The organism is Moraxella sp. CTOTU49097 (assembly GCF_032064105.1).
In the GTDB taxonomy this organism is placed as follows: Bacteria; Pseudomonadota; Gammaproteobacteria; order Pseudomonadales; family Moraxellaceae; genus Faucicola; species Faucicola osloensis_B.
Window position 1 is genome coordinate 137,970 of sequence record NZ_DAMBOA010000001.1, and the last position, 15,700, is coordinate 153,669.

11 protein-coding genes are annotated in these 15,700 nt (G+C 44.0%); 4 read left to right on the plus strand and 7 right to left on the minus strand.

The genetic code is table 11. From position 1 onward, the window contains the following. Window positions 1-6 precede the first annotated feature (6 nt). On the minus strand, window positions 7-951 hold the full coding sequence (locus RT064_RS00685) for a lysophospholipid acyltransferase family protein (protein WP_313060193.1): 945 nt from the start codon (window positions 949-951) through the stop codon (window positions 7-9). 22 nt (window positions 952-973) lie between these two features. Then, window positions 974-2,779, minus strand: a complete 1,806-nt coding sequence (aspS, locus tag RT064_RS00690) for an aspartate--tRNA ligase (RefSeq protein WP_224053742.1) — start codon at window positions 2,777-2,779, stop codon at window positions 974-976. 252 nt (window positions 2,780-3,031) lie between these two features. Here aspS and sohB point away from each other — a divergent pair, with 252 nt between their 5' ends. The 4 genes from sohB to RT064_RS00710 all read left to right on the plus strand — a co-directional run bounded on the left by sohB (window position 3,032) and on the right by RT064_RS00710 (window position 8,119). Continuing rightward, entirely contained in the window at window positions 3,032-4,021 is a 990-nt protein-coding gene (sohB, locus tag RT064_RS00695) for a protease SohB (RefSeq protein ID WP_313060197.1), read from the plus strand. Between the two features lie 93 nt (window positions 4,022-4,114). Further along, window positions 4,115-4,777, plus strand: coding sequence for a DUF1543 domain-containing protein (locus RT064_RS00700; RefSeq protein ID WP_313060200.1), 663 nt, complete (start codon window positions 4,115-4,117; stop codon window positions 4,775-4,777). A 134-nt stretch (window positions 4,778-4,911) separates the two neighbouring features. Then, on the plus strand, window positions 4,912-7,002 hold the full coding sequence (locus tag RT064_RS00705) for an AAA family ATPase (protein ID WP_313060202.1): 2,091 nt from the start codon (window positions 4,912-4,914) through the stop codon (window positions 7,000-7,002). A gap of 28 nt (window positions 7,003-7,030) precedes the next feature. Continuing rightward, entirely contained in the window at window positions 7,031-8,119 is a 1,089-nt protein-coding gene (locus tag RT064_RS00710) for a type I glyceraldehyde-3-phosphate dehydrogenase (RefSeq protein WP_313060204.1), read from the plus strand. A gap of 87 nt (window positions 8,120-8,206) precedes the next feature. Here RT064_RS00710 and purH read toward each other — a convergent pair whose 3' ends face one another. From purH to mrcB, 5 genes are all read right to left on the minus strand, one after another. Then, window positions 8,207-9,787, minus strand: coding sequence for a bifunctional phosphoribosylaminoimidazolecarboxamide formyltransferase/IMP cyclohydrolase (gene purH / locus RT064_RS00715; RefSeq protein ID WP_313060207.1), 1,581 nt, complete (start codon window positions 9,785-9,787; stop codon window positions 8,207-8,209). A 151-nt stretch (window positions 9,788-9,938) separates the two neighbouring features. Next, window positions 9,939-10,268, minus strand: coding sequence for a helix-turn-helix domain-containing protein (locus RT064_RS00720; protein WP_409519511.1), 330 nt, complete (start codon window positions 10,266-10,268; stop codon window positions 9,939-9,941). A 254-nt stretch (window positions 10,269-10,522) separates the two neighbouring features. Then, the gene (locus RT064_RS00725; protein WP_313060210.1) at window positions 10,523-11,716 is read right to left on the minus strand and encodes a DUF3426 domain-containing protein; all 1,194 of its coding nucleotides are present in this window, start codon (window positions 11,714-11,716) and stop codon (window positions 10,523-10,525) included. A 222-nt stretch (window positions 11,717-11,938) separates the two neighbouring features. Next, window positions 11,939-12,847 (minus strand): 50S ribosomal protein L11 methyltransferase, encoded by a 909-nt coding sequence (prmA, locus tag RT064_RS00730; protein WP_224053749.1) that lies wholly within the window; start codon window positions 12,845-12,847, stop codon window positions 11,939-11,941. 214 nt (window positions 12,848-13,061) lie between these two features. Further along, a complete protein-coding gene (mrcB, locus tag RT064_RS00735) occupies window positions 13,062-15,659 on the minus strand; it encodes a penicillin-binding protein 1B (RefSeq protein WP_313060214.1) in 2,598 nt (865 codons plus the stop codon). Window positions 15,660-15,700: the final 41 nt, after the last annotated feature.

The following is a 15,700-nucleotide window of genomic DNA, read 5'->3' on the forward strand; positions in this document are numbered from 1 at the left end:
ATCATATTAAGTAAGTGAATTGATAATATCATGATTGCTAAGTTTTGGATAACGCTGGCGAACCGCTAATGCGATGGATGGCTCGGCATTATAAATAACCGGAAATCCTGGCACACGTTTAAAGCGCTTATAGCCCCACATGTATTGACTGGGGAAACGGTCAATCATCCGCTCGATGGCGTGGTTCATCGCGGTTGTCGCTGTCACCATGTTTTTGTCATACAAGGCGGGGTCAGTTAACTCATCACAATAAATATCAAAGCCTTGTCCATCGTCACGGCGTACACAGGTCAAACCTACCAAGCTACACTTTGTTTTACTGGCTAATTTGCTAGCAAGGGTACTGGTCAATGTCGGAATACCAAAAAACGGCACCACTTCACCGCCAGATGGGTCAGGGACATGGTCAGGCAATATGATACTAAAACCGCCTGCTTTTAGGGTTTTAAAAATTGCTTTTACCCCAGTGGCATCGGTTGGTACCAAAGTTGCGTTCAACCGCTGACGCCCTTGCAGTACAAACTGATTGGCTTGTTCACCTTTGACGGGTTTATACATGATGGTCGGTGCACCAAACTGGTTGAGCCACGCATTCATGATTTCCCATGTTCCCAAATGCGGCACAATTGCAAGCATGCCATTGGGATTTTGTAAGCCTTGCATCAAAACTTGTTGATGATGTATGGTATGGATTTGTTTGACCGACCACGCAGGTGGCATCGCCCAGCTTTTAGCCGATTCCACCATATTTTTGCTTTGATTGGCAATACAGGCTCTGGCAAGCTGGTCACGCTGAGTTTCGGTAATTTCAGGATAGACAAGTCGTAAGTTAGTATCTACCGTTTTCATGATACTTTTGTCACGACGAAGTGAAATGATAAAGCTTGCGATATGTGCCAATAGATATAGCATCCACATTGGCACATATTTAAGAAGAGTAAAGGCATTCATCTAATTAAGGGTGTGACCTTGATTAAGATTGTGGCGCTTTACTGTCTTTTTCGCGTATACGGATACCCAATTCACGCAGTTGTTTGCCATCCACAGGTGCAGGCGCTTCAGTAAGCGGACATTCAGCCGTTTTGGTTTTTGGGAAGGCGATGACGTCTCGAATCGATTGTGAGCCTGTCATTAGCATAATTAACCGGTCAAGACCGAATGCCAAACCACCGTGCGGTGGCGCACCGTATTTTAGCGCATTAAGTAAGAATGAGAATTTTTCTTCGGCTTCGGCTTCAGAAATACCCAATGCTTCAAATACCGCTTTTTGCATATCCAAAGTATTGATACGCAGTGAACCACCACCGATTTCAGTACCGTTTAATACCATGTCATAAGCGATAGACAGCGCGGTTTCTGGGTTGTTTTTCATCGCTTCAACCGTGCCTTTTGGCTTGGTGAAGGGGTGATGCACCGACGTCCATTTACCGTCATCGGTTTCTTCAAACATCGGGAAATCCACCACCCAAAGCGGCGCCCATTCTTGGGTTAGCATATTTAGGTCTAGACCCAATTTGACACGCAGCGCACCCATGGCATCATTGACGACTTTGGCTTTATCCGCGCCAAAGAAGATGATATCACCGGTTTGCGCCTCAGTACGTTTAATCAGCTCGACCAATACCTCATCGGTCATGTTTTTGATAATCGGTGATTGTAGACCTGATTCTTTATCGACACCGTTGTTGATGTTGCTCACATCGTTGACTTTGATATAAGCCAAACCTTTTGCGCCATAAATGCCGACAAATTTAGTATATTCGTCAATTTGTTTACGGGTGAGGTCGCTACCCTGTGGTACCCGAAGCGCCACCACACGACCTTTTGGGTCTTGGGCAGGGGCTGAGAATACTTTAAATTCCACAGACTGCATGATATCAGCCACGTCAATTAACTTCATAGGGATACGCAAGTCTGGTTTGTCAGACGCATAGTCACGCATGGCTTCAGCGTATGTCATACGTGGGAAGGTATCAAATTCAATGTTCATCATGGTTTTGAACAAGTCTTTTGTTAATCCTTCGGCAATGTTCATGATATCTTCATCACTTAAGAATGAAGTTTCGATATCAATTTGGGTAAATTCTGGCTGGCGGTCAGCACGTAAGTCTTCATCACGAAAACACTTAGCAATTTGATAATAGCGGTCAAAACCCGCCACCATCAGCAGCTGTTTAAATAGCTGAGGCGACTGTGGCAGGGCATAAAACTCACCGTTTGACACGCGGCTAGGCACCAAATAATCACGCGCGCCTTCTGGGGTGGCACGGGTCAAGATGGGGGTTTCTACATCCAAGAAACCTTGGTCATCTAGGTAACGGCGAATGGTCGAAGTGGCTTTGGCGCGAAACTTCATACGCTCTTGCATCTCTGGACGGCGCATGTCTAAAAAGCGATATTTTAGGCGCAGTTCTTCAGAAACGTTGGTGAACTCATCATTGAGGGGGAATGGTGGTGTCTCAGAAGTGGCGATTGTTTCGATGTCTTTGGCCAATAACTCCACTTGACCGCTGGTCATGTTTTTGTTTTCAGTACCGGCATAACGCTGACGCACACGACCGGTAATTTTGAGCACATATTCAGAACGCGCGCTATCTGCTGTAGCGAATGCTTCTGGCGTATCTGGGTCGATGACCACTTGCAGTAGGCCTTCACGGTCACGCATATCCAAGAAAATAACCCCACCGTGGTCACGGCGACGATGCACCCAACCGCAAATAGTGATGGTTTGGTCGTTTAAGTTTTCGGTGACAAGCCCGCAATAGTGTGTACGCATCATAATGAAGCAATCCCAATATTTTTCGTAATGTAAGAAGTAGCAAAAATTTTTATAAACGAATATTATGCCTTGTTTACTCAAATTTCACAATATGAAACACGGTTTATCATGCATCTCTACTAGCCATGTCTGTCACAGACATTTCGCGAATATTGTGTGGATAAGCGATTGAAAACAGCAAAATAAACGCTATATAAAACCCATTGTGTGAATTTTTTCCTTAATTTATTTTTCCTTAATTAGAGAATTATTATGCTATTTCAAAATGCCAAACATCCGCTTGAAATGAAAGTCACCCATTTAAATAAAGTCAAAGCCCAGCGCAAACAACAATTACAATTGCAAATGGTGAATGATAAAGGGTTAACATCACTCATCAGCCGCGCATTTACAGACTTGACGAAAAAAGAAAATACCAAAAAAACCCCAAAATTTGGTCTGTTTAAAAATAAACCCGCCAACAAAAATTGTTTTGTGCTGGATTTTCATGGCGATATAAAAGCCACTGAAGTACAGCAACTGCGTGAAGAAATCAGCACGATATTAACGGTCGCTAAAGCTGAAGATGAAGTCATTGTGCGCCTTGAATCCTCAGGTGGCATGGTACACGCGTATGGTCTCGCTGCTGCCCAGTTGGCACGTATAAAAGAAGCAGGACTAAATTTAACGGTCTGTATTGATAAAGTCGCCGCCAGTGGTGGCTATATGATGGCGTGTGTGGCTGATAAAATTTTGGCGGCGCCATTTGCGGTGGTTGGCTCGATTGGTGTGGTGGCACAAGTGCCTAATTTTCATGATTTATTAGAAAAACATGACATCGATGTCGAAGTATTTACCGCAGGTAAATACAAACGCACGGTAACCGTTTTTGGTGAAAACACCGAAGAAGACAAACAAAAATTCCAACAAGAGTTGGAAGAAACGCACAAACTATTTAAAGACTTTGTGCAAAAATACCGTCCAAGTTTGGATGTTGAACAAGTGGCAACCGGTGAGCATTGGTACGGTGAAGATGCGATAACGCGCAATTTGGTCGATGCTCTGCAAACATCGGACAGTTATATCTTAGAGAAGATGACAGATAACGAATTGTATGCCATTCAATCTCGCCAAAAACCGACCATCGCGCAAAAGCTAGGCATCTCGCAAGCGGCACAAGCGGTGGTAGCGACAGCGATTGATAAACTACCAGATGCCTTGGCAAAGTTAGAAAGCGCTAAAATGCCGATGGTCAAAAAATAACCGTAAGGTAAAATAATAAAAACCTGTGACAAAAACCTATAAGGCTTGGCAGGTTTTTAACTTTTTAATGGTGATACATTTGGGCTTATCAATATGAAATTATTTATGTTAAAAATCGGGGCGCGTCCCCAAGGACGACTGATTGAACAGCATGATGTGATGTTTGTGATTGCAAATAGCCTAAGTGAAACAATTGAGAGTATTAATCAGCACTGGCCGGCAGTCAAAAACAACTGGCACTTAGACGCATGGCGAGAAGTGAAGCGGGTAGGTGATTATCAAATTTTGTTTTCGAAAAATAGCTTGTCAAAAGATGGATTGGCAAAAGATAACGCGCTTACAGATAATATATTCGCAGATGATAGGGTAGATAACAAATTAGATAGTCAGGGAAAACAACTTTATTTTGTCAATTTAGGCGGTTATCTACCGGGTCAATTTGAAGAGTTTCATTATAAAACACTTGTGGTAGCCGAGACGCTAGGTAAAGCAACGGCGCAAGTTAAAAAAACGGCATTTTATCAAGACTATACATTTAATAATGTTGATAGCGCCAAAAGCGGCGTGGCAACCAGTCATGTTGATGATAAACATCAACTAGACTTGGATGATATTCACTGTGTGGCTGATTTACTGCCAAATGACGTGGCATTAACTATTCAGCCATTAACCGAGCCTGAAAAAAATCAGCTACCTGACGATGCGCTGCATATTGGTTATTTAAGTCTCAAGCAAATCAAAACCATGATTGACTAACCCATGAAGCATTTGATAGCGTATTTTGGCGCTGTCAATCATTGCCTTTACTCGGCTTTGCCTTTATAGTAGGCTCATTTTTAACTCGCTTTTTTTAACCCTTTCTTTTTATCTACAAAAGCTTTGTATAACCAATGAAACAAGCCACCGCCCTTGATATCCTTAAAACTGGTAAAAATGTATTTTTAACAGGCTCAGCAGGGGCGGGCAAGACCTATACCATCAATCAGTATTTGCATTATCTGCGCGCAAGGGATGTGACGGTCGCGGTGACGGCAAGCACAGGTATTGCTGCTACCCACATGAACGGCATGACCATTCACAGCTGGGCGGGCATCGGCATCAGTAATGAGTTAACTGCCAAAGACATCGCTCGAATCAAAAAACGCACGGTGGTTGTGGAGCGCATTGAGCGCACCAAAGTATTGGTGATTGATGAAATTTCGATGCTGCATCGACAGCAATTTGAGCTCATTAACCAAGTGCTACAAGCCATCAAAGAAAACACACTGCCGTTTGGTGGGATACAGCTATTGGTCGCCGGGGATTTTTTTCAGTTGCCACCGATTGGTGAGCCCCATGAGAGCAACCGCGATAAATTTGCCTTTATGGCGCAAGCTTGGTTGGATGCAGATTTTCAAATTTGCTATTTATCTGAGCAGCATCGTCAAAAAACTGACAAAACAGCGGTGGCAGGCAACACCTATTATGGCTTGGATTTAAATGCGATTTTAAATCAAATTCGTAGCCAGCAGTTTACCCCCCATATCATGCCTGCTTTGACCGCGACGGCTGACCATGTGCTAGCCGACAACCGTACCCGACTGTTTACCCACAATGTCAACGTGCAAGCCATCAATGAGCAGGAACTTGGCAAACTTACCACAGCGGCGCATACTTTTCGCGCTTGGGGCGAAGGCGATGAAAAGCTCGTAGAAACGCTAAAAAAATCTGTACGCAATACCCCAGAGCTCGTGCTCAAACTTGGCGCAAAAGTGATGTTTATCAAAAACAACGCCGAGCTTAATGTGTCAAATGGCACCATGGGCAAGGTAGTTGATTTTGTTGCCACCACCCTAAATAAACAACTAAATAAACAAACAGACGATAGTCCATCAAAAAACAGCCCATCAGACAATAGCCCATCAGACAATCACCCATCTGAGCCGCTCGATGAACAAGCGCTGGCAGCAGATGCAAGTGCCTTGCTCGATGCCATTGAACAAGAACAACAAGCCGATATGGCAGAGATGCTGGATGAAGTCAATGGCGGTCAATCACAACAAACTCACCATGAGGATGATACCACCGCGACACACACGGATCATGACAAATTATCGGAGTTACTGTACCCCTTGGTTGAGCTCAATGACGGCCGCAAAGTCATCGCCGAATATGATTCATGGCGTATTGATGATGAAGAGGGCGAAATACTGGCTGCCTATTATCACATCCCCTTGACGCTGGCGTGGGCGATTACCATTCACAAAAGCCAAGGCATGACGCTGGATGCGGCAGAAGTAGATTTGTCGAAAACCTTTGAAAAAGGGCAGGGCTATGTGGCTTTATCACGGTTAAAGCAGCTATCTGGACTACAATTACTGGGCGTCAATGAATTAAGCTTACAGCTTGATCCCTTAGCGCGCGGCGCCGATCAGCGATTTCAGGCCATCAGTGCAGAGCAAGAATGTGAATTTTTGACGCGCAGTAAAAAACAGCTCAATGACCTTCATCGTGAGTTTATCATTCAATGCCGGGGTACGCTGGATAAAGAAAAAATAGCCGCGTATGAAAATCGCGCCAAACAACAGCAAAAACTGATGGAAAAACGCCGCCATGCTGTACAGCAGCTGCAATCTTTGGCGGATGATGCGGCAGGCGTTATTACCCCCACGGTGCTGGAAACCAAAGCCCTGCTGGAGGAAAGTTTGACCATCGCAGAAATTGCGCAAGCCCGTAATCTTGCCCAATCAACCGTAATGGGGCATATCGAGAAAATTGCTGAGCATTTCCCCCGCGCCAACATAGCGCATCTACGACCTGAGGACGAATGGCTACAGCCGATTGAGAAGGCGTATCAAAAAATAGCCAAACGTGATGACAAACGCGATAAAGATAACGATGGCAAGATCAAAATTCGCGCGATTGTCGAAGAATTAAGAAACGCCTATTCTTATAATGATGTCAAACTTGCCTTGTTGTTTTTAAAACCACATGGCAATTGAGCACTTGTCTAGTAAGGAATATCCCTGATTGAATGCTTCCACCATCAAACCTTTTAACATCGCTATTAATGGCTTTGGTCGTATTGGGCGCAACGTGCTACGTGCTTATATCGAACGATTTTGTCAAAATCCTTTACAATTACAGCCGTTAAATATCGTCGCCATCAATGATATTGCTGAGCCAGCAACCCTGCTACATCTACTCAAATATGACAGTACCCACGGTCGATTATCGGCGGTCAGTGATATCCATGTTGAATTAAAAACAGTGGATTTGGGTGAAAAACAACAGCATTTCTTACTATTAAGCCAAGGGGAGTTTCGGCAAAAAATTGCATTGATACAGCAGCCCATTGCCACCAAATTACCCTGGGAAAAACTGGGCATTGATATGGTGCTTGAGAGCACGGGTCATTTTCGCAGCTATGAACAGGCGTCACAGCATATTATCGCAGGCGCTAAGCAGGTGATGATTGGGGCTGCTCCGTTTGATTATGTGGATGCCAGTATCGTAGTGGGCGTTAATGACGATGAGCTTAGCCGTGATAAAAAGATTTTATCCAGCGTGTCGTGTACCACCCAAGCGCTCGTGCCTTTACTGTATATATTGCACCATGCCTATGGCATCGAATCAGCAATGATGACCGAAATTCATGCGGTAACCGCTGACCAAACCGTGCTTGACCAAGTGCACCGTGATTTGCGCCGTGCACGGGCTTCTGGGCATAACATTATCCCAACCACATCAAGTAGTATCGCTGCGGTCAATCGGGTGATGCCGCATATGGCAGGCAAGGTGAATGGGTATTCTATTCGCGTACCGACCATGGATGTCGCGGCAATTGATGTGACATTTACCTTTGATAAAGCCACGGATGTTACCGCTATCAATCAGCTGTTAAAACATGCCAGTGAACAAGATTTATTGGGTATCATGGATTACAGCGATGAGCCATTGGTGTCCAGTGACTTTATCCATGATGCGCATTCATTGGTAATTGATAGCTTACAAACCATGAGCGTGGGGCGGCAGTTTAAAGTGTTTGCTTGGTATGATAATGAATGGGGCTACGCCAATCGCATGCTCGATATTTGCCAAACCTTAGCCAAACTATAAACCTTAGCAGAGCTATAAAAAGAAAAAAATTATCAATTAAAAAAGGCGAAACCTAATCAGTTTCGCCTTTTTTATGCCTAACAAAAATTAATGTCTAAAATGACGCATACCGGTGAACACCATAGCAATGCCATGTTCATCGGCTGCGGCGATGGTTTCGTCATCGCGCATGGAGCCACCGGGCTGGATAATCGCCTTAATCCCCACCGCTGCGGCATTGTCAATACCATCACGGAACGGGAAGAAGGCATCTGATGCCATCACCGCGCCCACAGGCGATAGACCAGCATGCTCAGCTTTAATCGCGGCAATACGGGCTGAGTTGACACGGCTCATTTGCCCTGCGCCTACCCCAATGGTACGCCCATCTTTGGCATACACAATGGCGTTGGATTTCACATATTTAGCGACTTGCCAAGTAAACAGCAAATCATCGAATTGTTGCTGAGTCGGCTGTACTTTTGTCACCACTTTTAAATCATCTAAAGTAATTAACCCCAAATCTTGTTCTTGCACCAATAAACCGCCGGTCACACGTTTAAAGTCAAATTGGGCTTGGCGCTCACTTGGGTTTGGTAATTCACCGCAGACTAACACGCGCACATTTTTCTTGGCAGATGTGACATCGAGTACACCGTCGGCAATGCTTGGGGCGATGATGACTTCAACAAATTGCTGATCCACAATGGCTTTTGCTGTTTTGATATCTAATTCACGGTTAAAGGCAATGATACCGCCAAACGCAGATTCTGGGTCAGTGGCAAAGGCTTTTTGATAAGCATTGGTTAAGTCGGCATCCACTGCCACGCCACAAGGATTGGCGTGTTTAACAATGACACACGCAGGCATATCAAACGATTTCACGCATTCTAACGCCGCATCGGTATCTGCGATGTTATTGTAAGATAGTTCTTTGCCTTGTAATTGCTTGGCGGTGGCAATACTGGCTTCTTTTTCACCATTTACCTGCGCTTTTTCGACATAAAAAGCGGCTTGTTGATGTGGGTTTTCACCATAGCGTAAGTCTTGCGCTTTGTCCATTTGCACATTAAAGGTACGCGGGAATTGGTCAGCCGATTCAAAGCTTTGCAGGCGGTTGCCTAAAAAGTTGGCAATCATACCATCATAATGTGCGGTATGCTCAAATGCTTTTACCGCTAAATCAAAACGGGTGGTATCACTGATGCGACCGTTTGCTGTTAGCTCACCCAAGATTGCTGCATAATCGTTGGGGCTTGTCACGATGCTGACATGGTCATGATTTTTTGCCGCGGCACGCACCATGGTAGGTCCACCAATATCAATGTTTTCGATGGCGTCTTCTTTGGTGACATTGGGGTTGGCAACGGTTTGGGCAAATGGATATAAATTGACAACGACCATGTCAATGCGGTCGATACCATGTTCTTGCATAATGGCATCATCCGTGCCGCGGCGACCTAAAATACCGCCATGAATTTTTGGATGTAGGGTTTTTACCCGACCATCCATCATCTCTGCAAAACCTGTGTATTCTGCGACTTCAGTCACTGCTAAGTCATGTTGTTTGAGTAGTTTGTAGGTGCCGCCTGTTGATAGTAGACGAAAACCATGGGTGATTAGACCTTTGGCAAAATCCACAATACCCGATTTATCAGAAACAGAGAGCAATGCATAAGATTGATTCATAATTGACTCGACTCGTTGACAAAAAAACACTGGGTGCAGAAAAAACAAAAAGTCAGTTATGACGAACTGACTGATTGACTTTCATAACCCAACTCTATAAATCCCAAAATATAGGGATATCTTATCATAAAAAAGCGGGTATTTTTATCAATTATAATAATTGGTGGGTTTTGAGTTTTTTACGCAATGTACCGCGATTAAGTCCCAAAATCTCGGCGGTTTTGGTTTGATTGCCGCGTGTATGTTCAAGGACGACACTGATTAGCGGTTTTTCAAATTGTGACAACATAAGCTCATAAAGCTGGGTCGGTTGTTGTTCTTTTAAATTATCGAAGTACTCTCGCACCACAAGCTCAATGTGATGAGCTAGGCTTGCGCTAGGAGAAGTTTGCGATGGGGTATGGGTAGTGTATGGATTAGATGGGCTATCTGACATATTGGCATACTTGGCGCGATTTTGTAAAGCAACAGAATTGGGCATAACAGATTCTCAAACTAAATTTGCTGACAAATTTATTGAATAATTCGTTAGGTGATAGATTAAATAAAACTTAAATATAAAGACGAATAATAAAGTTATTGATACTTATACTAAAACAATTATGAGACTGATAGCAAGCTTAAGTTGTTTACAATATGTAAAATTGTGCGATAAATAGCGGGTACTATAGGCTTGTTTTATCACTATTGGAATGAAGCTAAAAAGAAGCTCAATTGAAATTAAGCTAAAACAATTTAATAAACTAGCTCAATATTAGCGGCTTGGACTTTGGTTTTTGGAAAATCAATCCGTAATTTGATGGGTTTTATTTGATGTGGCATCAAATAATTGTTACCGGCTTCCAAATAATGGCTAGGGGTGAGTAGGGTTTGCGCAAGTATAGTATTGCCACTGCGCAGCGAAACCTTAACACTCGGGTAGACAATATTATTGTCTGTGGTATTGGTCAGGGTAAATACCACGTCAGTCTGCCCCGCTTGTTTGGATGAATGAGCAAGCTTTAGCATCTGCACATCAATAAGCTCGGTATTAGCCAAAGGCAATTGACAGGCGGGTATTTTATGGCAAATAGTTGATAGAAGGGCTGCGTTTGTTTTTGAAGTGATTAAGGTGTTAATGTTAAAAATAATATATTGCGCGGCTAACACAAAGATTAATACTAAACTGCCTAATCCCCAAACGATGCCCATATTAAAAAATTTTGCATTCAGCGATTGCTGCGAGGAAACTTGTTGCGACAAGCGCTCATCAATTTTTTTTTGATACGCTAATAAATCTGCTTGTTGCTCACTACCCGTATCAATCGCAATTTGGTCAAAAATATCTGTGTTAAACACCCCATTCATGCCTCGCTTGGGTTTGGTGTGGGTGGCGAATGAGTCGTCCATTGCCTCGTTGTCATCCGCTTGCGCCATTAAACTTTGCAGCCAAGCATTTTCATCGCCTGAAGCATCTTTATCTTGGGCGAGTTCTATCGCTTCAGCGGCATCCTTATCGTCAATGATTGGCTTTTTAGGCTTGCTAGCTTTGGCTTTTGGCAATTGCTCAAAATTGTCTATAATCTCTAAATCATCTAATTTGCTGGTTGATTTAGCTTTGGTGGATGTGGTCGAAGATTTTGACAAGGCGTACGGTGAGGTGGGTTTAACGGGTTCATTGACAATGGGATTACCGGCTTCATCAAGACCTGACTCATCATCAAATAAAATACCCTCAGATTTATCATCAATGAGCGCCGAGAGCGTCTGATTGTTTGGACTTGATAGTGGATTGTTGTTAGCAAATTTTTTTTGTTCTAGCTGTTCAGCGGCTGAGAAAATGGTTTTGCAATGGGAACAACGAACATACCCATGTCTAATGGCTAACTGTTCATCATTGATTTTAAATGCATGTTGGCAGTTTGGGCATTTGGCATTGTACAAATTCATCGCAACATCACTTCCCTTTTAGCATTTTTAGTTTGCGTCTTTGATTTTTAATAATGTCGTGTGTTAAATCATTTAATGACGAATAAAAAATAAAGTCAACAAATTTTCTAGAATTTATGTTCACTAGGCTGCTAGTGATGTTGTTAGGCTGTTACTAGACTTTGACGGGCAAAAGACGGCCTTACTTCCTTGTAAGGCTTTTTATATGAATCGCGACTTGTCCTAATCGCGGCGAAAACCCGAGAGGCGATGCCAATGTCTATCTTCCTGCGCGCTAAAGGTAAATTCGCCATCCATCTCAAAATAAGGCTGATAGGCAGCTTTTACGTCTTCCACTTGGTTTTCAATCAGACCGGCTAACACAATGCTACCTTGAGATTTCAATAATGTCGCAAAATAAGGGGCAAGGCTCATTAGCGGTTTGGCTAAAATATTGGCGGTTATCAAGTCCACGGGCAAAATAGCCTGTTCTTTACAATAGTCACTAAATTGCTCAGGTAAAAATGCCTGAAGCTGATCTGCTACCTTGTTGCGCTCGGCATTTTGATGGGTGGCTAAGACTGCTTGGGGGTCAATATCGACCGCATACACCTGCTTTGCCCCTAACAGAAGCGCCGCAATGCCCAAAATACCTGAACCGCACCCATAGTCAATCACCACTTTATCTTGCAGGGGCTGTTCTGTCAGCCAATCAATACAAAGACGGGTGGTTGCATGGTAACCTGTGCCAAATGCCAAGCCTGGATCCATGATGATGTTAATCGCATTGGGGTTAGGGGGTGACATCCATTTGGGCACAATCCAAAGTCCATTGGCACATTCAATGGGATGGTAGTTCTTCATCCACTCACGTTCCCAATCTTTGTCATCCACTCGACTAGTCCAAACTCGCGTCGCCACCACATCATTGGCGATATCTTGACTCAAAGTTTCCAGATTACAATCGCCATCAAATAGCCCGGTCACAATCACATCATCCCACAGTGGCGATTCACCTGGCAATGGTTCAAATAGCGGTTGGTCACCTGCATCATCTAAACTGATACTGAGCGCATCGGCTTCTAGCATCAAGGTTTCCGCCAGTTCGGCTTGCGATTTTTCGCATCGAATATGTAATTGCTGCCAAGGCATAAACAGTCCTTAAAAATAACAAATAAAATAATGAAAAAATAAAATAATGAAACAATAAAAGGCGAGCGCACTGACTTGGTAGTATAAACGCATTCAGCCAAAAATGCGATGTGACTCAAAAATGAAAACGCCCGTGTTATTGCTTGGCGCACCCAAGCCAAAACACCTAGCGGTAAGGGTAAGGACAAATAAGAAGGTTTGCCTGTTATTGCCTTTAAAACATTTCTTTGACCGATTTTTCTAACCAAGACTGCGAGCGCGGCGCCGCATTGAGTGGTTGGTTGGTATGGGTCGGGTCGCCGCTATTGTTAGGGTTATTGGGGTTGGCCTGGGTATTCCCCGTATTGGCACCCTCACTTTGATATGGATTGGCTGCAGGTGGGTTATTGCCAATGGTATCTTCATCGGTTTGTCTGCGCTCAATATTGTCATACCGCTGTTGTTGGCTTTGTCCAAACTCACTCATTGCCTGTTGTTGCTGTGCCGCAAATCTTGCTTCTTGCTCACTTTGGTATAGTTGTACCGCACATTCACTACTATCTTGCGGTAGATTGTCGGTATCAACAGGTACATAGATGGCATTTGGACATTTTTCATTGGATAATTGTGATTTGCCGTTTTCCATCCATAGCCATTCGATATTGCCTGGCGCGATGAGATTAACCGGGGTAAGCTTTTGCTGCTTCATAAAATTCATCCACATCGGCAAAGCGCCATTACCGCCACTTAGACCGGTGGGTTTATTGTCATCTAAACCAACCCAAACAACGCTGACCACATTGCCGCTATAGCCTGCAAACCACGCATCACGATAATCATTGGTAGTCCCTGTTTTACCGGCAAGATTGAGGTTGTCACCGAGCGATAGTGCCGCTTTGGCGGTACCTTGCTTGATGACCTGCTGCATCGCATAATTGGTGAGATAGGCAGCTGTGGGGTTGATGACTTGCTGATTTTTTTGTTCTATGCCCTGAACCACTCGTCCTTGGTCATCAATAATCGTGCGAATGGTATGAATTTCATGACGCAAGCCACCTGTTGCCAGTACTTGATAAATCCCCAACATATCCATGGGTGATAGATTCACCGCGCCAAGCAAGGTAGATGGATAATTGGGCAATGGGCTACTGATACCCATACGGTACAATTGATTTAAAAAATTGGGAATACCGACTTCCATGCCTACACGTACCGCGGCTTGGTTATAGGAATTGGCTAAAGCGCTGGTGAGGGGAATAATACCATGACTGCCGCCACCGTAATTGCTGGGTGTCCATGTCTTACCATCGGTCATTTTTAGCACAATCGGGCTGTCATCGACACTACTTGATAAATTGTAACGACCCTGCTCAAATGCGGTTAAGTAAATAATCGGTTTGAGTAAAGAGCCAACTTGGCGCTTGGCATCCACGGCGCGATTAAAACCGGTAAAATCACGACTACTTCCCACCACAGCGAGCAGTTCACCGTTGTTGGGATTGGCGCTGACTAGGGCGACTTGCAAATTAGTGAGCTGTTTGGGATTACTTTTTTTTAACTGATTGACGCTTTGAATGACCGCATTGGTAGCGGTTTTTTGAACATTTGGGTCAAAACTGGTAAATATTCTTAACCCTTCGTTTTTGAGATCGTTGGCATCATAGGTACGGGTGAGTTCTCGTTTGACCACGTCTAGATAATCAGGAAACCGCGTTTTACCAATCACAGGATTGTAAGAAATGCTCAGTGGCTGTTGCACCGCTTCATCATATTGCTGCTGGCTGATTTTACCGGTTATCAGCATATTACTCAGTACCACGTTACGGCGTTTTAGGGCAGCATCGGGGTAGCGTAGTGGATTGTACTGGGTAGGTCCTTTGGCAAGCCCTACGAGCATCGCCATTTGGTCGAGTCGAAGCTCTTTTAGCGGACGGTTAAAGTAAAACTGTGAGGCAAGCCCAAACCCGTTAATGGAGTGATTGCCATTTTGACCTAAGTTAATCTCATTCATATAGGCTTGCAAAATCTCACTTTTGGTGTAATGCATTTCCAGCAAAATCGCCATCACCGCTTCATTGGCTTTACGTTTGATAGTGCGGTCTGAGTTCAGATAGAAGTTTTTAACCAGTTGCTGGGTGATGGTGGAGCCGCCTTGGCGTGAACCGCCCATAAAATTGCTATAAATCGCACGTCCTATCCCGCGGATAGACACGCCATGATGCTGATAAAAACTGCGGTCTTCGGTTGCCACCAGCGCGTCAATTAATGGCTGTGGATAGTCATTGATGGTTAAAACGATGCGATCTTCATTGTTGTCTGGATAGATACCGCCGATAAAAATTGGCTCAACCCGTGCCACGCCCGATGGATTAGGACGGGTGCTTTGTAATTTTTCAATTTGGTTATCTTTGAGTGTGACCTTAATAATTTGCGATGGTTCAGTATCGTTGGCGGCAAATTTAAATTCGCGGGTATGAATATAGTACTCGCCATTTTTTTTGGTATAAGTCCCGGCATTGTCATATTTTTGGTCAGGGGCATAGGTGAGTAAGTTTAACCAATTTTCCAATTCATCCGAGCGAAGTGGGTTACCCACCGTCAACGTTAACGGTTGCGAGTACACTTTTGCAGGGATATTCCAGCGTTTGCCCTCAAATTTTTGGGTGATGATATTATCTTGGCGCATCAAATATAACCCAAGCAACACCAAGCCGCCCAATACTGCCACCACAAAGATGAAGCTTAGGATAAACATCCCTTGTTCGTTTGAGTTATGCTGGAATTTAGGAGAGTTTTGGCGATTTTTAGCGGCAGAGATAACGGTTGAATTCATACAAAAATGCGTCACGATCAAGGGTATAAAAAAGTGCTTTA

What these genes read in the sequence shown, in the direction of transcription:
- RT064_RS00685 (WP_313060193.1), bottom strand. Translation starts at nt 951, where the DNA reads ATGAATGCCTTTACTCTTCTTAAATATGTGCCAATGTGGATGCTATAT.
- aspS (WP_224053742.1), bottom strand. Translation starts at nt 2,779, where the DNA reads ATGATGCGTACACACTATTGCGGGCTTGTCACCGAAAACTTAAACGAC.
- sohB (WP_313060197.1), top strand. Translation starts at nt 3,032, where the DNA reads ATGCTATTTCAAAATGCCAAACATCCGCTTGAAATGAAAGTCACCCAT.
- RT064_RS00700 (WP_313060200.1), top strand. Translation starts at nt 4,115, where the DNA reads ATGAAATTATTTATGTTAAAAATCGGGGCGCGTCCCCAAGGACGACTG.
- RT064_RS00705 (WP_313060202.1), top strand. Translation starts at nt 4,912, where the DNA reads ATGAAACAAGCCACCGCCCTTGATATCCTTAAAACTGGTAAAAATGTA.
- purH (WP_313060207.1), bottom strand. Translation starts at nt 9,787, where the DNA reads ATGAATCAATCTTATGCATTGCTCTCTGTTTCTGATAAATCGGGTATT.
- RT064_RS00720 (WP_409519511.1), bottom strand. Translation starts at nt 10,268, where the DNA reads ATGCCCAATTCTGTTGCTTTACAAAATCGCGCCAAGTATGCCAATATG.
- RT064_RS00725 (WP_313060210.1), bottom strand. Translation starts at nt 11,716, where the DNA reads ATGAATTTGTACAATGCCAAATGCCCAAACTGCCAACATGCATTTAAA.
- prmA (WP_224053749.1), bottom strand. Translation starts at nt 12,847, where the DNA reads ATGCCTTGGCAGCAATTACATATTCGATGCGAAAAATCGCAAGCCGAA.
- mrcB (WP_313060214.1), bottom strand. Translation starts at nt 15,659, where the DNA reads ATGAATTCAACCGTTATCTCTGCCGCTAAAAATCGCCAAAACTCTCCT.